The 21,168-nt window shown below is 66.2% G+C and carries 18 protein-coding genes; 11 read left to right on the top strand and 7 right to left on the bottom strand.

All coding sequences use genetic code 11. The annotated features are described in order from the left end of the window. A complete protein-coding gene (ygfZ, locus tag WFP39_RS05250) occupies window positions 1-732 on the bottom strand; it encodes a CAF17-like 4Fe-4S cluster assembly/insertion protein YgfZ (RefSeq protein ID WP_336918132.1) in 732 nt (243 codons plus the stop codon). A gap of 38 nt (window positions 733-770) precedes the next feature. Here ygfZ and pyrC point away from each other — a divergent pair, with 38 nt between their 5' ends. Beyond that, entirely contained in the window at window positions 771-1,808 is a 1,038-nt protein-coding gene (gene pyrC / locus WFP39_RS05245) for a dihydroorotase (RefSeq protein ID WP_336918131.1), read from the top strand. Here pyrC and rarD read toward each other — a convergent pair. Beyond that, window positions 1,805-2,722 carry an EamA family transporter RarD gene (gene rarD / locus WFP39_RS05240; RefSeq protein ID WP_336918130.1) on the bottom strand — a complete coding sequence of 306 codons (918 nt, stop codon included), beginning with the start codon at window positions 2,720-2,722 and terminating at the stop codon, window positions 1,805-1,807. The genes pyrC and rarD overlap by 4 nt on opposite strands. 90 nt (window positions 2,723-2,812) lie before the next feature. On the opposite strand from rarD, the gene WFP39_RS05235 reads away from it, so the two are divergent. Then, entirely contained in the window at window positions 2,813-3,553 is a 741-nt protein-coding gene (locus WFP39_RS05235; RefSeq protein ID WP_336918128.1) for a hypothetical protein, read from the top strand. Window positions 3,554-3,575: 22 nt separating this feature from the next. Here the strand turns inward: WFP39_RS05235 and astD are convergent, their stop codons facing one another. Both astD and WFP39_RS05225 read right to left on the bottom strand, forming a co-directional pair. Beyond that, window positions 3,576-4,988: a succinylglutamate-semialdehyde dehydrogenase gene (astD, locus tag WFP39_RS05230; protein WP_336918127.1), complete on the bottom strand. Its 1,413-nt coding sequence runs from the start codon at window positions 4,986-4,988 to the stop codon at window positions 3,576-3,578. A 138-nt stretch (window positions 4,989-5,126) separates the two neighbouring features. Then, on the bottom strand, window positions 5,127-6,542 hold the full coding sequence (locus WFP39_RS05225; protein WP_336918126.1) for a protein adenylyltransferase SelO family protein: 1,416 nt from the start codon (window positions 6,540-6,542) through the stop codon (window positions 5,127-5,129). 85 nt (window positions 6,543-6,627) lie between these two features. Here WFP39_RS05225 and WFP39_RS05220 point away from each other — a divergent pair, with 85 nt between their 5' ends. The 5 genes from WFP39_RS05220 (at window position 6,628) to WFP39_RS05200 (ending at window position 12,388) form a co-directional block, all read left to right on the top strand. Then, entirely contained in the window at window positions 6,628-7,515 is an 888-nt protein-coding gene (locus WFP39_RS05220) for an alpha/beta fold hydrolase (RefSeq protein WP_336918124.1), read from the top strand. Continuing rightward, window positions 7,512-8,654, top strand: coding sequence for a glycosyltransferase (locus tag WFP39_RS05215; RefSeq protein WP_336918123.1), 1,143 nt, complete (start codon window positions 7,512-7,514; stop codon window positions 8,652-8,654). The genes WFP39_RS05220 and WFP39_RS05215 overlap by 4 nt, the downstream gene beginning before the upstream one ends. Before the next feature lie 135 nt (window positions 8,655-8,789). Further along, window positions 8,790-9,563: a tetratricopeptide repeat protein gene (locus tag WFP39_RS05210; RefSeq protein ID WP_336918122.1), complete on the top strand. Its 774-nt coding sequence runs from the start codon at window positions 8,790-8,792 to the stop codon at window positions 9,561-9,563. A 26-nt stretch (window positions 9,564-9,589) separates the two neighbouring features. Continuing rightward, window positions 9,590-10,954, top strand: a complete 1,365-nt coding sequence (locus WFP39_RS05205) for an outer membrane protein assembly factor BamB family protein (RefSeq protein ID WP_336918121.1) — start codon at window positions 9,590-9,592, stop codon at window positions 10,952-10,954. Between the two features lie 72 nt (window positions 10,955-11,026). Further along, the gene (locus WFP39_RS05200) at window positions 11,027-12,388 is read left to right on the top strand and encodes a methyltransferase family protein (protein ID WP_336918120.1); all 1,362 of its coding nucleotides are present in this window, start codon (window positions 11,027-11,029) and stop codon (window positions 12,386-12,388) included. Window positions 12,389-12,395: 7 nt separating this feature from the next. Here the strand turns inward: WFP39_RS05200 and ubiA are convergent, their stop codons facing one another. After that, window positions 12,396-13,301 (bottom strand): 4-hydroxybenzoate octaprenyltransferase, encoded by a 906-nt coding sequence (gene ubiA, locus WFP39_RS05195; protein ID WP_336918119.1) that lies wholly within the window; start codon window positions 13,299-13,301, stop codon window positions 12,396-12,398. Window positions 13,302-13,340: 39 nt separating this feature from the next. Here ubiA and WFP39_RS05190 point away from each other — a divergent pair, with 39 nt between their 5' ends. The 4 genes from WFP39_RS05190 to WFP39_RS05175 all read left to right on the top strand — a co-directional run bounded on the left by WFP39_RS05190 (window position 13,341) and on the right by WFP39_RS05175 (window position 16,859). Beyond that, window positions 13,341-14,090 carry a 16S rRNA (uracil(1498)-N(3))-methyltransferase gene (locus WFP39_RS05190; protein WP_336918118.1) on the top strand — a complete coding sequence of 250 codons (750 nt, stop codon included), beginning with the start codon at window positions 13,341-13,343 and terminating at the stop codon, window positions 14,088-14,090. Window positions 14,091-14,185: 95 nt separating this feature from the next. Continuing rightward, complete coding sequence (locus tag WFP39_RS05185) at window positions 14,186-15,556, top strand: glutamate--cysteine ligase (protein WP_336918117.1); 1,371 nt, start codon at window positions 14,186-14,188, stop codon at window positions 15,554-15,556. Window positions 15,557-15,713: 157 nt separating this feature from the next. After that, window positions 15,714-16,154 (top strand): redox-sensitive transcriptional activator SoxR, encoded by a 441-nt coding sequence (gene soxR / locus WFP39_RS05180; RefSeq protein ID WP_336918116.1) that lies wholly within the window; start codon window positions 15,714-15,716, stop codon window positions 16,152-16,154. Between the two features lie 33 nt (window positions 16,155-16,187). Next, complete coding sequence (locus tag WFP39_RS05175; RefSeq protein ID WP_336918115.1) at window positions 16,188-16,859, top strand: spermidine synthase; 672 nt, start codon at window positions 16,188-16,190, stop codon at window positions 16,857-16,859. Between the two features lie 7 nt (window positions 16,860-16,866). Here WFP39_RS05175 and smc read toward each other — a convergent pair whose 3' ends face one another. Further along, complete coding sequence (gene smc / locus WFP39_RS05170) at window positions 16,867-20,289, bottom strand: chromosome segregation protein SMC (protein WP_336918113.1); 3,423 nt, start codon at window positions 20,287-20,289, stop codon at window positions 16,867-16,869. 27 nt (window positions 20,290-20,316) lie between these two features. Continuing rightward, complete coding sequence (locus WFP39_RS05165; protein ID WP_336918111.1) at window positions 20,317-21,084, bottom strand: thioredoxin domain-containing protein; 768 nt, start codon at window positions 21,082-21,084, stop codon at window positions 20,317-20,319. Between the last annotated feature and the right edge of the window lie 84 nt (window positions 21,085-21,168).

The following is a 21,168-nucleotide window of genomic DNA, read 5'->3' as shown; positions in this document are numbered from 1 at the left end:
TCAATCCTCGCTTGCGCCAAGGCTCATCCACTCTGGTGCAAGCTCTGCCGGAATATCGGCCACGCGGCGGTGATCCACGGCCAAGCCCAGTTCGGGATAGACCGCCTTATGCCGCTCCGGATCGCTCTGATCCAAGGGCACCACCAGCAGCCGCCGGTTCACCTTCTGCCGCCAGTTCATCCGCGCGGTGTTCTCCTGGCCGATGTAACAGCCCTTGGTAAAGCTGACGCCGTTCAGATCCGCCGCATTGGTTTCCAGCCAGAGCAGGTCGCCCAGTTCGGCGCGGCCTTCGGGCACGCCCAGCGACAGGCGGTGCGCCAGCCAATCGGCGTCGGCAGGCGCATCATCGGGACTGGCAGGCGCGATCCAGCGCTGGCCGAGAGCAGGCAGGCGCGGATCGGGTGTGCCCATACTGCCATCAGCGCTCCAGAACACGCCCAACCCAACGTCGCGCGCGATGCCGATCTTGCGGCGCAGGCGGTAGAGCGAGAGGCGTTTGACCAGATCATCGGCCAGCGCGGCTTCGCAATCGATCAACAGGTCGGCTCCATCGCCCCACACCAGGAAATCGAACATGTGCTTGCCCTGCGCGGAAAGCAGCGCGGCATAGACGGGCAGGGAGCCAGCCACATCGTTCGTCACCAGACCTTGCAGGAAAGCGCGCGCATCTTCGCTTTCATCCAGCGGGGACAGGCGCAGCACGGCGCGCGAAAACAGGCGGTTTCCGGTCATGCGTGACAGATAGGGCGGGGCTTGGCTAAGGGGAAGGGATGACCTCGACTCTGACGATCCGCCGCCCTGATGATTGGCATGTTCACCTGCGCGATGGCGCGATGCTGGCCGGCGTGGTGGGCCACACCGCGCGCCAGTTTGCCCGCGCCATCGTGATGCCCAACCTCACCCCGCCGGTGACAAATGTGGCGGCAGGCGCGGCCTATCGGGAGCGGATCCTGGCGGCAGTGCCCGAAGGCATGAGCTTCACCCCGCTGATGACGGCCTATCTCACCGACAATTCCGATCCGGCGGAACTGGTCCGGGGCCATGCCGAGGGCGTGTTCACCGCGGCCAAGCTCTATCCGGCAGGCGCGACGACCAATTCGGACAGCGGCGTGACCGATATCCGCAAGATCGACCGCGTGCTCGAAGCCATGGCCGATGCCGGGATGCCGCTGTGCATCCATGGCGAGGTGACGCATGCGCATGTCGATGTGTTCGACCGGGAGGCTGTGTTCATCGAGCAGATCCTGGAGCCGCTGCTGAAGCGCATCCCGCATCTGCGCGTGATCTTCGAACATATCACCACGGCCGAGGCGGTGCAGTTCGTGGAAAGCGCGGGCGATAATGTGGCCGCCACGATCACGCCGCAGCACCTCCATATCAACCGCAACGCGATGCTGGTGGGCGGCATTCGCCCGCATATGTATTGCCTGCCCGTGGCCAAGCGCGAGACGCACCGCCTGGCGCTGCGCAAGGCGGCGACCAGCGGCAATCCCAAGTTCTTCCTCGGCACCGACAGCGCGCCGCATGCGCGCGGGGCGAAGGAAAGCGCTTGCGGCTGCGCGGGGATTTACAACTCGCCCTATGCGCTCGAAAGCTATCTCACCGTGTTCGAGGACGAGGGCGCGCTGGACCGGTTCGAGGATTTTGCCAGCCGCTTTGGCCCCGCCTTCTACGGCCTGCCCGAAAACGAGGAGACGGTGACGCTGGAGCGCGTGGAGTGCGAAGTTCCCGCCAGCCTCGATGTGGGTGCGGCGGAGCTGGTGCCCTTCCACGCGGGCGAAACGCTGCGCTGGCGGTTTGTCGGCTAAACCTGCGGGGCAGGCAGGTCTTTCGGCTTTTTCAGCATCCCCACGGTGAACAGCCCCGCCGCGACCCAGATCGCGATGAAACAGGCAAGCTGCGCGGGCTTCAATGCCTCGCCAAACACGAACAGGCCCATCAGGAACACCACCGTGGGCGAGAGGAATTGCAGGAAGCCGATCACGGTATAGGGCAGGGCGCGCGTGGCGGCGGCGAACATCAGCAGCGGGATCGCGGTCATCGGCCCGCTAAAGGCTACAGCCAACGCCACTTGCCACCCTTGTGCCAGCGCCGGGCCAGCAGGGCTTGCGGCATACCATCCCGCCAGCGCCAGCGCGGGCGGCATGAGGATGAGCGATTCCACCGTCAATCCCGCCAGCGGCCCCGCCTTCACCGTCTTGCGCAGCAGCCCATAGAGACCAAAGGTGATCGCCATCGACAGGCTGAGCCACAGCGTCGTCAACGCGCCTGCCGCCAGCGCCGCGACGCCCACGCCCGCCAGCGCCACCGCCGCCCATTGCAGCCGCGTCAGCCTCTCGCCCAGAAACGCCATGCCCAGCAGCATCATTACCAGAGGCAGGATGTAATAGCCAAGGCTGGCGGCATAGACATGGCCCGTCTGGATCGCCTCGACATAGAGATACCAGTTGATGGCGATCAGCGCCGATGTGCCGAGCAGCGTCGCCATGGTGCGCCTGTCGCGCAGCACGCCCGACAGTTCGGCAAATCCCGATCGCGCCGCCAGGATCAGCAGGCACAGCGGAAGGGTGAAGACCAGCCGCCATGCAACAAACTCCAGCGCGGGCACGGTCTGCACCAGCAGCAAATAGAGCGGCATCGACCCCCAGGCGACATGCGCGCCCAGCGCATAGGCAAGACCCCTTGCGGGCGTGATCTGCGGGGTGATCGGTGCGCGTGCCATATGCAGATCGCGCGGTAGGCCTTGCGCGGCGGGGCTGCAAGAAGCGGGCGCGTTAAACAGCCATTGGCAATTTCGCGCTATGCGGTCTGAATGACCAAGCCGCATCTCTTCCTGTTGGCCGCCCTGCCGCTGGCCCTGCTGGCTCTGGCAGGGTGCGGCCAGAGCGAGGAAGGCGCCGCCAGCACGCCGCCCGACCATTCCGACCCGCTGATGGAAGGCGCGCTGGCCGATCATATTCTGGTCGATCCCGACATGGTGGCGCTGAACGGTGCGAATCAGGCCATCAGTTTTCCCGCAATGGATGGCAGCCTGCCCTTGCCCGACAGCGGGCCCGATGCCGCGCGCGCTGCGCGGGACGAGGCGATTGCGCTGCTGGGCGGCACTACGGCGCTGCGTCGTGCCCCTGCGGCGGAACGCGTGGAGGGCACTTTGCCCGCTGAAGCTGCGCTGTCAGTGGCCGCTCGCGCTGCCGCTGTGCCGGGCGGGGCGAACCGCGATTGCGCGGCGCTGGCGCAGTTCAGCGCGGGATGGGCCGCGCGCCTGCCGGCCGCTTTCCCCGTCTATCCGCGCGGCGCAGTGCACGAGGCGGCGGGCACGGACGAGGGCACTTGCCGCCTGCGCGTGGTCAATTTCACCACGCCGGTCACGCTCACCGATGTGATGGATTTCTACTATTCGCGCGCCATCGCCGAAGGGTTCAGCGTGCAGCGCATCGTGCAGGATGGCGACGATGTGTTGGGCGGCACGCGCGGCAATTCCAGCTTCATGGTGTTTGCCCGGCCTGTGGCCGGCGGACATATCTCGGTCGATCTGGTAACGACCGGCGGCTGAAGGGGGAGGTTGAGAGGGGCGGCTAGCTGCGAAAACCCACGCCCACGCTGGCGCGCGGCTGCTCCATCTCGGTGCTGGCCACGGGATAGGCGCAGTAATCCGCCGCATAATAGGCCGCCGGGCGGTGATTGCCCGAAAAGCCCACCCCGCCAAAGGGTGCGGCCGAACTCGCCCCATTGGTGGGCCGGTTCCAGTTGATGATGCCAGCGCGCACATTGGCCCAGAAGCGGTTGTATTGTTCGGGCGTGCCGCCAACCAGCGAGGCCGACAGGCCGAAACGCGTGGTGTTCGCCTCGGCAATGGCCTGGTCGAAATCGTCCACGCGGATGACCTGCAAGAGCGGGCCAAACAGCTCCACATCGGGCCGCTGGGGCAGCGCGGTGACATCGATGATGCCGGGGGTGAGAAACGGCAGGTTTTCGTCAGGGCGGCGGATGTGGCTGATGGGCTTGCCCCCGTGTGAGAGGAAATAGAGGAAGCTCTCGGTCAGTTGGTCGGCGGTGGCGTTGTCGATAACCGGGCCCATGAAAGGCTGCGGATCGTCGAACGGCGCGCCCACGATGATGCGGTCGGCAAGCCGTTTCACCTCGCCCACGACATCGTCATACAGGCTGGATTTCACGATCAGCCGCCGCGCCGCGGTGCAGCGTTGGCCGGCGGTGGTGAAGGCGCTTTGCACGATCAGCGCGGCGGCGTCGTGAATCTTGGGCGTGTCCCAGGCGACCAGCGCATTGTTGCCGCCCATTTCCAGCGCCACGATCTTGCGCGGATCGGTGGCGAGCTTGCGGTTGATGGCAATGCCCACCTGCGCGCTGCCGGTGAACAGCACGCCGTCAATCCCGTCATGCGCGACCAGCGCCTTTCCTTCGTCCGGCCCCCCGATCAGCACCTGCACCAGATCGGCCGGAATCCCGGCGCGGGCAAACAGGCTGAGCAGCATCTCGCCCACCGCGGGCGTTTTTTCGGATGGCTTCAGGATTACCGCATTGCCCGCTATCAGCGCGGGCACGATGTGCCCATTGGGCAGGTGTGCGGGGAAGTTGTAGGGGCCAAGCACTGCCATCACGCCGTGCGGCTTGTGCCGCACTGCGGCGCTGCCTTGCAGACCGCTGTCGAGCCGTTTCTGCCCGGTGCGTTCGCCATAGGCGCGGATCGAGATTTCGACCTTGGCGATCACCGATTCCACTTCGGTGCGCGCTTCCCACAGGGGCTTGCCCGTTTCGCGTGCGATCAGCGTGGCGAAGGCTTCCTGTTCCTTGCGCACTTCATTGGCAAAGCGGCGCACCAGCTCAATCCGGTTGGCGAGCGGCAGCGCGGCCCATTGCGGCCAGGCGCGGCGTGCGCGGGCCACGATCTCGTCCACATCGCCATGCGGCCCCCGCCACAATTCCAGGCCGGTTGCGGGTTCGTAGGATACCAGTTCGTGCACGGCCAAGAGAGCGGAGCCTTTTTCTGTTGATGCGTCGGACTTCCATAAGCGGCTGCGGCGCAAAATTCCATGGCTGGTTGCAAATGCAACAAGGCACGCCGGTCGGCTGGGTCAAGCCATGGCAGACGGGGGTTAAAGCACAGCTTACGCGCAGGGTGTGATAGGTAAATGGCCGGATGGCGCGGGTGCATCGCCCAATGCTGCGCCCAATTGCCGGATCGCGGCCACCTTGGCGTGGAGCGGCTGCCAATCGTCATGCTCGGCAATGGCGGCCCAGATCGCCTCCACCTCCTCGATCAAAAGGCTTTCAGCTTCGGGCTGGTCCCAGTGCGGATGGTCCTCTCCTGCTAGAGCATGCCCAACCAGCGCCTCGGCCAGCCTGCCTGCCGCGTTCCGGCCAGAACGGTGGCGGTGAAAAAACGCAAAGGGGCTGAGCTGCTGCTCGCGCATGGTCACCTCCGCCGCCTCGATCAGCGCGCCGTCCGCCTCAACCCCGCGCGGCGCAATGCCCAGCCGCCAACAGAAGCGGCGCATCATCGCCTGCGTGTAGCACGGCCCGAATCGGTCGAGCGCGGCGATCAGCGGTTCGGCCTCCACCAATTGGCGCAAGGAAATGGCGAGCTGGGCGAGGTTCCAGCGGATCGCTTCGGGCTGCCGGCCAAAGGCGTAGAGGCCGTTCTCGTCGAAATAGGCGGCGGTAAAGGTCGGGTCCCAGCGCGGCAAGAAGCGCCAGGGGCCGTAATCGAAGCTTTCGCCGGTAATATTGCAATTGTCGGTGTTGAGCACGCCGTGGACAAATCCTGCCACCATGTAGCTGGCGGCCAGATCCGCCATCCGCTCCACCGCCTGATGCATCAACACCGCTGCCGGTTCATCGCGCCCCGGCGCGTCGGCGGGGGGCGGGGGGCCGGGATAATGGGCAAGGCAGTAATCCACGAGCGCCGCCAGATGCGCCTTTTCCTCCAGCGCGGCGAGGCGCTGGAATGTGCCGATGCGGATATGCGAATGTGACAGGCGCGTCAGCACGGCGGAGCGGGTGGGCGAAGGCTCGTCCCCGCGCCACAGGCTTTCGCCCGTTTCGACCACGCTGAAGGTCTTGGAGGTATAGACGCCCAGCGCCTCCAGCATCTCGGTCGCCAATATTTCGCGCACCGCACCTTTCAGCGTCAGCCGCCCGTCGCCCTGCCGGCTGTAGGGGGTGGTGCCGCTGCCCTTGGTGCCGAGGTCGAGCAGGCGGCCATCCGCAGCGCGCAATTGGGCGAACAGGAAGCCGCGCCCGTCCCCGATCTGCGGGTTGTACACGCGGAACTGGTGGCCGTGATAGCGCAGCGCCAGCGGGCGGGGCAGGTTGTCCGGCAGGGGCGCGAATTGCCCGAAATGCGCGATCCATTCCTCCTCGCCCAGCGAATCAAGGCCCACCGCCTTGTCCCAGCGGGTATTGCGAAAGCGCAGCGCGTGATCGGGAAAGGGCGCGGCATCAACCCCGTCGCCAATCCATTCGGAAATTGCGGAAATTGCCGGGTCAGGGCGATATGGGGCGGGTTGCGGTTCGGTGGACATCTGCCATTAGTGGCCACGCAAGGGGCGGGACGCAAGGTGGCGACCAGTCCGCGAGCGGCGCAAACAGGGTGCAAGGGTTGGCGGCATGATGAATCAGCAATGGCAGGATGGCACCTGGCAAAGCGCCGATGGCCTGTCCCTGCATTACCGCGATTATCCCTGCACAGACCCTGACAGCGCGGCCCGCCCGCCGATCCTGTGCCTGCCCGGCCTGACCCGCAATGCCCGCGATTTCGAGCCGGTGGCAGAAGCCTTTGCCGGCAAATGGCGCGTGATCGCAGTGGATTTTCGTGGACGCGGCGACAGCGATTACGCGCGCGACACGGCCACCTATGTACCCGCTACCTATGTTGCGGATATCGCCGCTCTGCTGGAACAGGCAAGGCTGGAAAGGGTCATCACGATCGGCACCTCGCTGGGCGGGCTGGTGTCGGTGATGCTGGCCAATGCCTTTCCTGATCGGATTGCGGGCATGGTGATCAACGATATCGGCCCGGTGATCGAGCCTGCGGGCCTTGCGCGGATTCGCGAATATGTGGGGCAGGGGCGCAGCTTCCCCACCTGGATGCACGCCGCGCGTTATCTGAAGGAGTTGAACGGCGCGGCCTTCCCGGACTACACGATCGGGGACTGGCTGGTGCAGGCCAAGCGGCTGATGACGCTGGGCAATGGCGGGCGCATCGTGCTGGATTACGATATGCGCATTGCCGAACCCTTCATGGCGGCAGAGGCTGCCGGAGGCAGCACGCCGGAGGTTGACTTGTGGCCCGCCTTCCGCAGCCTTCCCATGGTGCCCCGGCTGGTTGTGCGCGGTGAATTGTCCGATATCCTGGCGGCATCGACGCTGAAGGCGATGGAACGCAAGATTGCGGGGCTGGAGACGGTGACCGTGCCGCGCACCGGCCATGCCCCCACTCTGGGTGAACCGGCGGCCCGCGCCGCCATCGCCCGCCTGCTGGAAAACGTCGCATGAGCAAGCAGCCCGCCCCGCGCATCCTGCATCTGCATTCCACCTTTGACGCTGGCGGCAAGGAAGTGCGCTGCGTGCGCCTGATCAACGCGTGGGGCAAGGATGCCGAGCACGCAATCGTATCGGGCGATCTGGAAAAGCGCGGCGCCGCGCGCCTGCTGTCGCCCAAGGTGAAGGTGACATGGCCGCGTTTCCCTTCGCTGCAAGGAAGGCCCACCTTTGGGCGGCTGAAGGACATTGCCGCCGCGATGGCGGGGTATGACCTCATCTGCACCTACAACTGGGGCGCGATCGACGCGGTGATGGCGCACACGCTGTTTGCCGATGTCTTCAAGTTGCCCCCGCTGGTGCATCACGAGGATGGCTTTAACGAGGACGAGGCGTCGCGCCTCAAAACGCGGCGCAACTGGTATCGGCGCATTGCGCTGGGCCGGTCTGCCGCTTTGGTGGTGCCGTCGAAAAAGCTGGAGCGCATCGCGCTCGACATCTGGAAGCAGCCGCGCACGCGCGTGCAGCGCATTTCCAACGGGATCGACACGCGCGCCTTTGCCATTGCCCCCCGGCGGGACGCGCTGCCCGGCCTGATCAAGCGGCCGGGGGAAATGTGGCTCGGCTCGCTGGCGGGCCTTCGCGAGGTGAAGAACCTGCCCGTGCTGGTGCGCGCCATCGCCAAGCTGCCGCCGCATTGGCATCTGGTGGTCGCGGGCGAAGGGCCGGAGAGGGAGGCGCTGGTGCGCCTGTCGGCCGAGCTGGGGGTGGAGGACCGGGTGCATCTGCCCGGCTTTGTTGCCAAGCCGGAAACGCTGGTGGGCCTGTTCGACATTTTCGCGCTGTCCTCGCATTCCGAACAATTCCCCATCTCGGTGGTGGAGGCGATGGCGGCGGGCCTGCCGGTGGTGGCGCCGCGCGTGGGCGATATCGGGGAAATGGTGGCAAGCGAAAACGGTCCTTACCTTTCCCCGCCAGGCGAGGAAGGCCTGCTGATCGACATTCTGCGGGAGCTTGCCGACAGCCCCGCCGACTGCAAGCGCATTGGTGCGGCCAACCGCCAGAAGGCGCGCGCTGAATATGACGAAAAGGCGATGATGGATCGTTATCGCGCGCTGTATTGGGGATTGATGGGACGCAACCGTCCGGGCTGATTTCGCAGGGCGGTGAACCCGGCTCGCTTCATCGCCCGTTCAGTCCGCAGGGGACAGGTTCGAGACAAAGATTGAATTGCCGCGCCCCAGCGCTTAACAGCGCGACGACCCTTTACCATTCCATTGCAGACGAACGTGGCCACAACACCCAACGATCCCAGAAAGACCGCAGAAGCCCCCGACCTTGCCCAGCAGATGCTGATGCGCGAGGTGGACGAGGCTGTCCGCAGCGACGAGGTTACGAACGCGGCGCGCAAATATGGCTGGCCTGTGGGGATCGGCCTGCTGCTGGGCCTTGCCGCCTTTGGCGGATACCTCTGGTGGGATGCCCGCACCGAAGCCGCACTCGAACGCCAGTCGGAAATGCTGGTGCTGGCGATGGACAAGCTGGAAGCGGGGCAGCTTGACGATGCCGATGCTGAACTGGCGCTGATCGACGGTGATGTCAGTCCTGCCGCCTATGCCTCGGCGCTGATGATGCGCGCAGCCATTGCGATGCAGGAAGAGCGTTTCGATGATGCGGTGACATTCTACGAACAGGTTATCGCCAATGAAAAGGCGCCGCAGCCGATGCGCGATGCCAGCCTGGTGCGCAAGGTCTCGATCCGGTTCGACCAGATGCAGCCGCAGGCAATCATTGACGAATTGCAGGCCTTGGCGCGTCCCGGCGGGCCGTGGTTCGGAAGCGCGGGTGAAATGGTCGCGCACGCCTATCTGGCGCAGAACAAGCCGGAGCTGGCCGGGCCGCTGCTGGTGCAGATTGCGCAGGATGAAACCGTGCCCGATTCGCTGCGCGCCCGCACGCGCCAGCTTGCCGGCTTTTATGGCTTCGACGCGATCGAGGATGTGGGTGAGCTGATGGATTCGGTCGCTTCGCAGGATAAAAATGCCGCGGCCACTGGCCAGTGATGCGGCCGCTTACGCAGGATGATTGCATGACCAGGACTGTCGCTCCCGCCCGTTCCATCGCCGCCGCTGCCCGGCGCGTGCCGCATCTGGCGATTGCCGGGCTGGCAGCATTGGTGCTGGCCGGCTGCGGGGGCGGCAATGACGAACGCGTCACCCCGACAGCGGGCACGCGCACGCCGATTCTGTCGCGCATTGCCTCCGACATCTCTCCGCATCCCGATCTGGCGGGCGTAGCGGTGATCCTGCCCACGGCGGAAACCAATGCCGACTGGGCGCAGGGCGGGCGCAACGCGGCCAAGGTATCGGGCCATGTCACGCTTTCCGCCAATCCGCAGCGTGCCTGGACCGCGCAGATTGCCGGCACCACCAACACCCGTCGCCTGGCGGCCGCCCCGGTCATCGCCGGCGGGCGGCTGTTTGCGGTGGATACAAGCGGGACTGTCCACGCCTTTGATGCGGCAACGGGTGCCCGCATCTGGAGCCATACGATCCAGGTGTCCGGCGATCTGCGCGATGCCACCTTTGGCGGCGGCGCAAGCGTTGCCGGCAATGTGGTCTATGCCACCACCGGCACAGGCGATGTGGTGGCGCTGAATGCCGAAACGGGCGCGCAAATCTGGCGGCGCAAGCCCGCCGGACCGCTGCGCGGTTCGCCCACTGTCGCGTTCAATTCGGTGTTCGTGATGACGCAGGACAACCAGATCCACGCGCTCAACATGACCACGGGCGAGCCGATCTGGCAGGATGTCGCCGCATCGGGCCAGTCGGGCGTGTTCGGCGTGGCGGCACCTGCGGCGGCGCAAGGGTCGGTCGTCGCCGGCTATTCATCGGGTGAACTTGTTACCTACCGCTACGAAAATGGCCGCGTGCTGTGGTCGGACGCGCTGGCGCGCACCTCGATCAGCACCGAAGTGGGCGCGCTGACCGATGTGGATGCCGATCCGATCATTTCGAACGGGCAGGTTTTCGCGCTGGGGCAGGGCGGCCGCATGGCTGCCTATGAACTCGTCACCGGGCAGCGCATCTGGGAACTGACGCTGGCGGGCATTTCCACCCCGGCACTGGCGGGCGAGTGGATCTTCACGCTCACCGATGATTCGCGCCTGCTGGCAATCGCCCGCAACACCGGCCGCGTGCGCTGGATCACGCAGATGGCGCGGTGGCGCAACCCGAACAAGCGCGAGAACCCGATCTTCTGGACCGGGCCGGTGCTGGCTGACAACCGCCTGTGGATCGCCAGCAGCCGGGGCGAGGTGCACTCGGTCGACGTGATGACCGGCACCGCCAGTCTGTTCACCACGCTGAGCGCCGGCGTCTCGCTGCCGCCGGTGGTGGCGAACAACACGCTGTATATCCTCGACGACAGCGGCCGCATCACCGCCTGGCGGTAAATCCTGCCCATTGCGGGCCTGCAAAGCGGCGCGTTACCGCCGCTTTAACCTTCCGGCCCTATGGCTGCGGGCATGAGCGCCCCTGCATCCGCAGCCCCGTTGCATCTGCCGCAAAGCGATGTGCCCGCGCGCGTGGGCCTTGTCGGGCTGGCGGTGCTGCTTGCCTTCATCCTGATCTGCCGCGCATGGCCGGAAATCGTCACCGCATTCAGCCTGCCCGGACCGGCGCAGCGCCTGTCCGGCCCCTATGCCGCGCTGCTGGCGATGGCGCTCACGGGCCTTGCCATGGCCGCCTGGTCGGTCGGGGTGGAGAAGGTGCACCGTAACCCCTCCACCGGCATCGACTGGGACAATCCGCGCCCCATTTCCGACATCCTGCCCATTTCGGCCACCAAGATCGCCGCTCTGTGGGTGACATGGGCGGCGATCGGTGCCTTCTATTGCCTGGGCCGCTGGTATTGGGATGGACAGTATCTGTTCGCCATGAAGGTGATCGGCGTGGCGGCGATCCCGATGGTGGTGCTGAGCGTTCCCTATGTCCTCTGGCTCGACCGGGTGATGGTGAACCCGCGCGACCATGTCTGGCATTTCGGCGCGATGCTGTTGGGGCGCGAGGAATGGGATCTGGCGCAGGTCAAGAAGCACTGGCGAAGCTGGGGCATCAAGGGCTTCTTTTCGGCCTTCATGATCTCGATCCTGCCTTTCGGCTTTGCCGCGGTGGTGGAAGCCAATCCGGGCGAATTTGCGGGCGATCCGGTGCGGCTGGCGACATTCCTGTTTGAAATGCTGTTCCTGATCGATGTGCAGATCGGCACGGTGGGATATTTGCTCACCCTGCGCCCGCTCGACGCGCATATCCGCAGCGGCAACCCCTTTCTGGCCGGCTGGCTGGCGGCGCTGATGTGCTATCCGCCCTTTGTCTATGGCCTGATGGGTGGCGGCGGCATCATCCAGTATGAATACAACACCGCCGATTGGGGGCACTGGCTGGCGGGCCATGATGCGCTGCTGTGGCTGTGGGCGGGCTGGCTGGTGTTCCTGACCGCAGTCTATGCCTGGGCGACGTTTGCCTTTGGCATCCGCTTTTCCAACCTCACTTATCGCGGTGTGCTGACCAACGGGCCATACCGTTACACGCGGCATCCGGCCTATCTGTCGAAGAACCTGTTCTGGTGGTGTTCGGTGCTGCCCTTCTTCGTGACCAGCGGCAGCCTGGTGGATGTGATTCGCAACACCTTCTTCCTGTGCGTGGTGAGCGGCATCTACTACTGGCGCGCGCGCACCGAAGAAGCGCATCTGCTGGGTGAGGACGCGAAATACCGTGCCTATTACGACTGGATGCAGGAACATGGCCTCATCACCAGCCGTCTGGCGAAACTTTGGAAGCGCGCCAATCCGCGCCCGGTCCGGCCTGCGCTGCAACCGGCGGAATAGCCTCGCCTCAGGCGTTGCCCACCACAAAGCACGCCGCCGCCACCAGCGCGCCCGCCCAGCGGTTCGAGCGGAAGCGGGCGAGGGCATTGGCGCCATCATCGGGATTGAGCGTCGCCACCTGCCAGCCGAAATGCGTCGCCGCCGGGATCAGCGCCAACAAAACCAGCGGATCGGGTCTGAGCTGCCAGAACGCCAGCGCAAGGCACAGGATCGCGGCGGTATAGAACAGGCCCACGCCCAGCCGCACCTGGCTGCCCAGCCGGAGGGCAGAGGAACGGATGCCCACCAGTGCGTCATCCTCGCGGTCTTGCAGCGCGTAGATCGTGTCATAGGCCATGCACCAGAAGAAGGCGGCGGCATAGAGCGCCAGCATCGCGCCGATATAATCGCCGCGCAGCGCCATCCAGCCCACCGGCGCGCCCCAAGTGAACACCAGCCCCAGCCATGCCTGCGGCCAATGCGTGATCCGCTTCATGAAGGGATAGGCCGCGACCAGCGCCAGACTGCCCAGCGCCACCAGCTGCGCCTGCCAGCGCAGTTGCAGCAGCACGATCAGGCCCACCGCGCACAAGGCCAGCAGCCATGCCCACGCCGCGCGCTTGCTCACCCGCCCGCTGGCAACGGGCCGCGCCGCAGTGCGTGCAACCTGCCGGTCCAGATCGGCATCGACAATGTCGTTATACACGCAGCCCGCCCCGCGCATGGCGATCGAACCCAGCAGTAGCCACACGACAAGCCCCGCCTGCACGCCCGACCCGGTCAGCCACACGCCCCAGGCGCAGGGCCAGAACAGCAGCCACCAGCCAATCGGCCGATCAAACCGCGCCAGTAGCGCGTAATCGCGCATTTGGGGCGGGAGCAGGCCGACAAGGCCGCGATGTTCGCTGTCCGGGGTGATATGCTCGGCACTCATGGCTTGCGTGTTAGCCGCGCCGCGCTCTAGTGCCTAGCCATGGCAGCAACTCCCGCATGGCCCCCGCGAAGCGCTCCGCGCCTGTTCGTTCCGCAGCGGCTGGAACAGGGGGCGCATGTGGCGCTGGATGGGCCGCAGGCGCATTACCTTGCCCGCGTGATGCGCGTTGCGGCCGGCGACGGCGTGATCCTGTGCGATAATCAGACCGGCGAATGGGCCGCGCGCGTGGTGGAAGCGGGCAAGCGCGACGCGGTGCTGGAAGTGGCGGAGCTTTTGCGCGGGCGCGAGGCGGTGCCCGATTTCTGGCTGTGCGCAGCGCTTCTCAAAAAGGATCGCTTCGATCTGGTGCTGGAAAAGGCGAGCGAACTGGGCGTGGCGCGCTTCGTCCCCGTGCTGACGCGGCGCTGCGTGGCGGACAAGCTCAACCCTGAGCGCGCCCGTGCCATTTTGACCGAGGCAGCCGAACAATGCGCCCGCACGGCCTTGCCCGAATTGGGACCGGTGACAAAACTCGACGCCCTCTTGCGCGATTGGCCTGCCGAAAGGGCGCTGTTCTTTGCGGACGAGCAAGGTGGGGAGCCCGCCGCTGCCGCCTTTGCCGCGCATACCGGCCCCGCCGCGCTGCTGATCGGGCCGGAAGGCGGGTTTGACGATGCCGAGCGCGCCGCCATCCGTGCGCATCCCGCTGCCCGACCGGTCAGCCTTGGTCCGCGAATCCTGCGCGGGGAAACCGCTGCCATCGCCGCCATAGCCTTGTGGATGGGGGTCGCCGGGGATTGGCGGGGATAGCTATCCGGTCACGCGATGGTCCAAATCGGACACAGTCAAATAATGGTGCAATTTCGCGCTGGCATCGGCGGCGTTTCCATCCTAACGGCGCAGGCATGAGCACGCGCCAGGCGTCAGAGGGGGAGGAGCGGCCGATTGCGAGCCGCGCGGAGCTGTTGCTGCCCATGCAGCGCGGCGAAAAGCCGGCTGAACGCTGGCGAATCGGCACCGAGCACGAGAAGCTGGTCTTTCGCCTCGCCGACCACCGCGCGCCGTCCTATGACGAAAAGGGCGGCATTCGCGACCTGCTGATAGCGATGGAGCGCTTTGGCTGGGAGCCGGTGATCGAGGGCGGCAATGTCATCGCGATGACCGGGCCCGATGGCGCGATCAGCCTTGAACCGGCGGGCCAGCTCGAATTGTCGGGCGCGCCGCTGGAAAACCTGCACCAGACCTGCGCCGAAACCGGCCGCCACCTGAAACAATGCCGTGAAGTGGGCGATGAACTGGGCCTCGGCTTTCTGGGTCTGGGTATGTGGCACGACAAGACTCGCGCCGAACTGCCGGTGATGCCCAAGGGCCGCTATGCCATCATGCTGCGCCATATGCCGCGGGTGGGCAATCTGGGCCTCGACATGATGCTGCGCACCTGCACCATTCAGGTTAATCTCGATTATTCGAGCGAGGCCGATATGGTGAAGAAGTTTCGCACCAGCCTCGCCCTGCAACCGCTGGCGACTGCGCTGTTCGCCAATTCGCCCTTCACCGAGGGCAAGCCCAACGGGATGCTGTCCTATCGCAGCCATATCTGGAGCGATACCGATCCGCACCGCACGGGAATGCTGCCCTTCGTGTTCGAGGATGGCTTCGGCTACGAACGCTATGTCGATTATATGCTCGACGTGCCGATGTATTTCGTGTTCCGCGATGGGCGTTACATCGACGCGGCAGGGCAGAGCTTCCGCGATTTCCTGAAAGGCGAATTACCCGCGCTGCCCGGCGAATTGCCCACGCCCAGCGATTGGCAGGATCATCTGTCCACCGCCTTTCCCGAAGTGCGGCTCAAAAGCTTCCTTGAAATGCGCGGCGCCGATGGCGGGCCGTGGAACCGCATCTGCGCGCTGCCTGCCTTCTGGGTGGGTCTGCTTTACGACCCGCAAGCGCTCGATGCCGCATGGGATCTGGTCAAGGACTGGTCGATGGAGGAGCGCGAGGCCCTGCGTTCCGCCGTTCCCGCGCAGGCGCTCGACGCTGCCATTCCGGGCGGGCACCGCTTGCAGGATCTGGCAAAGAATGTGCTCGCCATCGCGCATCGCGGGCTTGCCAACCGCGCGCGCCACAACGCTTCGGGCGATGACGAGACGGGCTTCCTCGAACCGCTGCACGAGATCGTGGCAAGCGGCAAAGTCCCCGCGCAGCGCCTGCTGGACAAGTATCACGGCGAATGGGGCGGCGACATCTCGCGGGCCTATGAGGAAGCGTTCTAGTTTCCCGCTGCTCACGCTTTTTGTGAGATGTGCCACATAACTGCTTGAAAAAAAGGTAACAGGCTGGTGCTGCCTGTGTGTTCTGCGGCCAATTCGCTTGCCTCCCTCCCAAGCTGAAGTTAGCTTTAACTCAAGGGTTTGGGGATATCGGCAAGGCATGACCGAGCATCGTTATATCAGCATCGGGCAACTTGCCGCGCGCACCGGCGTGGCCGTTTCCGCGATCCGTTTCTACGAGCAGAAGGGGCTTGTCCGTTCCGTCCGCACGGGCGGCAATCAGCGGCGTTTCCTGCGCAGCGACATCCGCCGCATCAGCTTCATCCTGATCGCGCAAAGGCTGGGCCTCGCACTGGGGGAGATCGAAGAACAGCTTTCCGCGCTGCCCGACAACCGCAGCCCGACCCAGCTCGATTGGCAGCGCATCAGCCGCGGGATGCGCGACCAGATCGACAAGCGCATCGGCCTGCTTACCCGCGCACGCGGCCAGCTCGACCAGTGCATCGGCTGCGGCTGCCTCAGCCTCGACAAATGCCGTCTGTATAACAAGGACGACCGGCTCGGTCTGAAAGGGCCGGGACCCAGAGCAGTGCTGGACTAGCTAAATCCGCCGCACGCGGGCATAGCCTGCCCCATGATACCGCTCGAACATCTCGCCTCTGCCCAGGTCCCCGGTGGGGAGGAATTGCGTCTGATGCGGCGCGGGGCCGATTTCATGATCGTGCTCGACCGCAACGAATTGATGAACAGCCGGATGAGCGGATCGGAAGAGGCGCTCGCGGAAATGACTGCCGAGCGGCTGGGTGCGCGGCCCAAACAGCACTGGCTGATCGGCGGCTACGGCATGGGCTTCACGCTGCGCAAGGCGCTCGAAGCAACCGCGCCCGGCACGCGGCTGACCGTGGCCGAACTGGTGCCCGAAATCATCGAATGGGCGCGCGGTCCAATGGCGGAACTCACCGCAGGTGGCCTCGACGACCCGCGCACCGATCTGGTTCACACAGATGTCGCGCTGGCGATTGCCGGAGCCAAGGGCATCTATGATGCGATCCTGCTCGATGTCGATAACGGGCCGGACGGGCTGGTGCGGGCCGATAACGGCCGCCTCTATTCGCGCGAAGGGCTGATGGCGGCAAAGGCAGCTTTGAAACCCGGCGGCGTGCTGGCGGTATGGTCCGCCGCGCCCGATCCGGTCTTTGCGAGCCGCCTGCGCAAGGCAGGATTTGCAGTGGACGAAGTGGTGGTGCGCGCCCGCAGCAACGGCAAGGGGCCGCGCCATGTGATCTGGTTTGCAGGTAGGGGATAGGCGCAGCCTACTCCGCCGCCAGCCGTTCCGCTTCGCCCAGATCCACGCTGACCAGCCGCGAGACGCCGCGTTCCACCATCGTCACGCCAAACAGGCGGTGCATCCGGCTCATCGTTACCGCGTTGTGGGTGACGATGAGGTAGCGGGTTTTCGTTTCGCCCACCATCCAGTCGAGCAGGTCGCAGAAGCGGTCGATATTGGCATCGTCGAGCGGGGCATCGACCTCGTCCAGCACACAAATTGGTGCCGGATTGGTTAGAAACAATGCAAAGATAAGTGCCGTTGCGGTTAGTGCCTGTTCCCCGCCCGACAGCAGGCTCAAGGATTGCAGCCGTTTGCCCGGCGGCTGGGCGTAAATTTCCAGCCCAGCTTCCAGTGGATCGTCCGAATCGACCAGCGCGAGATGCGCCTGCCCCCCTTCGAACAGGCGGGTGAACAGCGCGCGGAAATGGCCGTCCACCGCCTCGAACGCCGCGCGCAGGCGTTCGCGCCCTTCGCGGTTGAGATTGCCGATGCTGCCGCGCAGGCGGTGCACCGCTTCGACCAGTTCGGCCTGTTCCTGTGCGCTCGCGCCATGCTCGGCCTCGATCCGGGCCAGCTCCTCTGCCGCCACCAGATTGACCGGGCCGATGCGTTCGCGGCTCGCGGTCAGCGCCTCCATCGCCTCACTCTCCGCGCTGGAATGGCTCACCTGGGCCGCGTCAAACGCAAAGCGTTCGGGTAGCAGCGGCGGCGGGCACTGGAAACGTTCGCCCGAAATGCGCGCCATTTCCTCGCGCCGGCTCTCCTCGTTCTCCGCCCGTGTCGCCAGCGTGGCACGGCTTTCGCGCGCGGTGGCGAGTGCTTCGGCGGCGGTGGCGAGAGCGGTTTCCGCGCCGCGCAATTCTTCTGCGCAAGCCTGCACTGCGGCATCGGCAGCGGCCAGTTCGGCGGTGAGTCGCGCGCGCACCGCTTCGCCGCCTTCAATCTCCGCGATCAGTCCGGCAGGCTTGGCGGCAGTAATCGCGCGCTGTTCGGCAATTTCCGCGAACCGGGCCTCCATGCCCGCCAGTCGCTGCGCCGCTTCGCCCGCCCGCGCCTGCCAATTGGCCTTGTCGCTGCGCTGCGCGGCCACGCGTTCGCGCGCCACCGCCAGCGCCTGATCCTGCGCGGCGAGAGTGGCGAGCGCGGCTTGCAAGCCTTCGCGTGCGGCCTCGTGACGCAGGCGCGCGGCGTCGAGCGCGGCGCGACCCGCGGCAGGATCGGGCAGGGCGGCGCGTTTCGCTTCGGCCGCCGCGATATCGGCCTGTGCGGCCTCCTGCTGCTGCGCCAGATCGGCACTGGCACGGGCGATTTCGGCAAGGCGTGCCGCATGGCGTTCTGCCGCCGCTTCGGCCTGATCGAGCGCCCGCAGCGCTTGCCGCTCGGCCTCTGCCGCCTCGTTAACGCTGCGTTCGCTGGCAACCAGCGCGCGGGCAAGCTCGCTCGCCTCCGCAGCCAGCGCATCGTGACGCGCCTGCGCTTCTGCCACGGCCTTGCGCAAGGGCGGCAGGCGTTGTTCCAGATCGGCAAGGCGGTTGTCCGCTTCCAGCCGCGCCGCCTCGGCAGCGCCTTCGCCGCGTGCGACAAAGCCGTCCCAGCGGCGCAGCAGGCCATCTTTCGTCACCAGCCATTCGCCGGGGCCAAGCGTGCGGCCATCATCGGCATCGGCCACATGGACGAGCGCCAGCCGCGCGGCGAGCTGCGGCGGGCAGGCGCGCACATGGGCGGCGAGATTGTCCGCCACGGGGCTGGGCGCGGCGGCGCCCGTCCAGAAGCGGCCTTCGGCGGCCTTGTCGGGCATACCCAGCGGCGCCTTGGCATCGCGGCCCAGCACCGCTGCCAGCGCGCGTTCATAGCCCGGCTCTGCCGCCACCTCATCGAGCGCCACAGGCAGGCCATGCTTGCCCTGCGCGGCCTTGGCGCGAGCTTGCCGGTCGCGGTCGAGCGCCTGCCATTCGCGTTCAATTCCAGCCAGGTCCGCGCGGGCGGAGGAAAGCAGGCTGGCGGCGGCGTCCCGCTCCGCGCCAAGCGCATCCTTGCGCGCGCGTTCCGCGTCCAGCGCAGCGCGCAGATTTTCGCGGCGGGCGGAGGCGTCTTCGGCGGCCTTGCGCGCGGCTTCCACCGCTGCTGCCGGATCGCCGGTGCTTTCGAGGGCGGCCCTTTGCTCCGCCAACCGCCGCGCCTCGGCCAGCAAGCGATCGGCGCGGGCACGCGCCTGCGCCACCTCGGCCTCGGCCACGCGCCATTCGGCTTCCACTCCTGCGTTTTCCGCCGTTGCGCGGGCAAGTGCGAGTTCGGCGGCGCGTGCGGCGCGTTCGGCATCTTCGGATTTGGCGAGCAGGGCAGGGCGCGCCTTTTCCGCCTCTTCCAGCGCGGCGACATTGGCGGCAAGCGCAGCGTCGAGATCCTTCAGCGCCTGTGCCGCGTCGCGGGTAAGGCGGTCGGCCTCGAACCGGTCCTCTTCCAGCCGTTGCTGCTGCCGGTCGAGATCGGCAAGGCGTTGCTGCGCGGCTTCGAGCTGGCTGGCGAGCGCGGCCATGCGGTGCCCGTGCGCACTGGCATCGTCGCGGCGGTCGGCCAGTTCGTCACGCAATTCGGTAAGCTTTTCCGCAAGAGCGTGCTGCGCCGCCTGCGCCGTCTTTGCCGCCTCCTGTGCGGCGGCCACTTCAGCATCGGCAGTGCGCGCCTGCTGCCTTGCTGCCTCAGCCGCCGCCGCCGCGTCGCGCCAGCGGGCAAAGACCAGCCGCGCTTCGGCCAGCCGGATCTGGTCGGACAAGGCCTTGTAGCGTTCGGCCTGCTTGGCCTGCCGGCGCAGTGTGGCGATCTGGCTGTCGAGGCCCGCCATCAGGTCTTCCAGCCGCGCAAGGTTGCGTTCGGTCGCTTTCAGGCGGTTTTCGGCATCGCGGCGGCGGACATGCAGGCCCGCAATACCCGCCGCCTCTTCCAGCATCATGCGCCGTTCTTCGGGCTTGGCCGCGATGACCTGCGCGATCTTGCCCTGGCTGACGAGGGCAGGGGAATGTGCGCCGGTGGCGGCATCGGCAAACACCAGCGCCACGTCCTTTGCCCGCACATCGCGCCCGTTGACGCGGTAGGCGCTGCCCGCGCCGCGTTCGATGCGGCGGGTGACGTTCAGTTCCTCGCCCTCGCTATCGGCGGCGTGGAGCACCACTTCGGCAAAATCGCGCGGCGGGCGGGTGGCAGTGCCCGCGAAGATCACGTCCTCCATCCCGCCTGACCGCATGGATTTGGGGCTGTTTTCGCCCATGACCCAGCGGATCGCTTCGAGCAGGTTGGATTTGCCGCAGCCATTGGGGCCGACCACACCGGTCAGCCCCGGTTCGATGCGCAGTTCAGCTGGCTCGACAAAGCTCTTGAAGCCCGAAAGTCTGAGCTTCCTGATCTCCACTGGCCGGCTTCCCCCCTCTTGCCAGGTTTACCTTGCGCCGGCGCGTTGCAGCGCGCCTTCGACCTCGGCCCAGCGGGTGGCGTCAATCTTCTGCCCGTTGAGGAAGAAGGTGGGCGTGCCGGTCACATTGTCGGCCTGCATTGCGCCCTGCGTCACTTCCGCAAGGCGCATCATGGCGGGCGCATCGGCAAGGCAGGCATTGGCCTGATCGGTGCTGATCCCGCGTGCAGCGAAGAACTGGGTGAAGCCGCCCACTTCGCCCAGCGCCACGAAGCGCTGGTTTTCGGGCAATTGCAGCGCGCGGTTCATCGCGTCCTGCTGGCTCATATAGGTCTGCTGGATTTCGCCCAGATTGAACCACACCTGATCGGCAAGCGGTATGGCGGCGGTTTCAGGCGCACATTCGATCAGGCGGGTGAGCATCAGGTCCACAACGCCGTGGATCACCGCGCTGCGCAGTTCGAAGCTGACGCGGCCGGTATCGACATAGTTTTCCAGCAGCGCCTTCGACCCTTCCTCGGCAAAACGGGCGCAGGCGGGGCAGGTGAGCGAACCGTATTCAACGAGCTTGATCGGCGCATCGGGATTGCCGACCAGCCAGCCGCCCTGCTCCGTGCGCGTGACGGTCTTCGACCAGGTCGTGCCGGCAGGCGCGGCCACGGGGGCCACGGGTTCGCCATTGCCGCCCGCCGTGGTGGCATCTTCGCCAGAACAGGCCGCAAGGCCCAGCGCCAGCGGCGCGGCGAGCACGGCGAAGATCACACGATGAAGCGGACGATCACGAAGCACGGACATTTCAGGTTCCTTTTCGGATATTGGGAGGAAGGCTAGACCGCTTGGACGCAGGGGCAAGCGTTGCGCGCGCCTGTGGCCCCGCTT

The sequence above is a fragment of the Alteraurantiacibacter lauratis genome, assembly GCF_037154155.1.
GTDB classification, from domain to species: Bacteria; Pseudomonadota; Alphaproteobacteria; order Sphingomonadales; family Sphingomonadaceae; genus Alteraurantiacibacter; species Alteraurantiacibacter lauratis.
This window is presented reverse-complemented; position numbering and strand designations above follow the sequence as displayed.

Coding starts and splice junctions, on each gene's coding strand:
- ygfZ (WP_336918132.1), bottom strand. CDS start 732: ATGACCGGAAACCGCCTGTTTTCGCGCGCCGTGCTGCGCCTGTCCCCG.
- pyrC (WP_336918131.1), top strand. CDS start 771: ATGACCTCGACTCTGACGATCCGCCGCCCTGATGATTGGCATGTTCAC.
- rarD (WP_336918130.1), bottom strand. CDS start 2,722: ATGGCACGCGCACCGATCACCCCGCAGATCACGCCCGCAAGGGGTCTT.
- WFP39_RS05235 (WP_336918128.1), top strand. CDS start 2,813: ATGACCAAGCCGCATCTCTTCCTGTTGGCCGCCCTGCCGCTGGCCCTG.
- WFP39_RS05225 (WP_336918126.1), bottom strand. CDS start 6,542: ATGTCCACCGAACCGCAACCCGCCCCATATCGCCCTGACCCGGCAATT.
- WFP39_RS05220 (WP_336918124.1), top strand. CDS start 6,628: ATGATGAATCAGCAATGGCAGGATGGCACCTGGCAAAGCGCCGATGGC.
- WFP39_RS05215 (WP_336918123.1), top strand. CDS start 7,512: ATGAGCAAGCAGCCCGCCCCGCGCATCCTGCATCTGCATTCCACCTTT.
- WFP39_RS05205 (WP_336918121.1), top strand. CDS start 9,590: ATGACCAGGACTGTCGCTCCCGCCCGTTCCATCGCCGCCGCTGCCCGG.
- WFP39_RS05200 (WP_336918120.1), top strand. CDS start 11,027: ATGAGCGCCCCTGCATCCGCAGCCCCGTTGCATCTGCCGCAAAGCGAT.
- ubiA (WP_336918119.1), bottom strand. CDS start 13,301: ATGAGTGCCGAGCATATCACCCCGGACAGCGAACATCGCGGCCTTGTC.
- WFP39_RS05190 (WP_336918118.1), top strand. CDS start 13,341: ATGGCAGCAACTCCCGCATGGCCCCCGCGAAGCGCTCCGCGCCTGTTC.
- WFP39_RS05185 (WP_336918117.1), top strand. CDS start 14,186: ATGAGCACGCGCCAGGCGTCAGAGGGGGAGGAGCGGCCGATTGCGAGC.
- soxR (WP_336918116.1), top strand. CDS start 15,714: ATGACCGAGCATCGTTATATCAGCATCGGGCAACTTGCCGCGCGCACC.
- WFP39_RS05175 (WP_336918115.1), top strand. CDS start 16,188: ATGATACCGCTCGAACATCTCGCCTCTGCCCAGGTCCCCGGTGGGGAG.
- WFP39_RS05165 (WP_336918111.1), bottom strand. CDS start 21,084: ATGTCCGTGCTTCGTGATCGTCCGCTTCATCGTGTGATCTTCGCCGTG.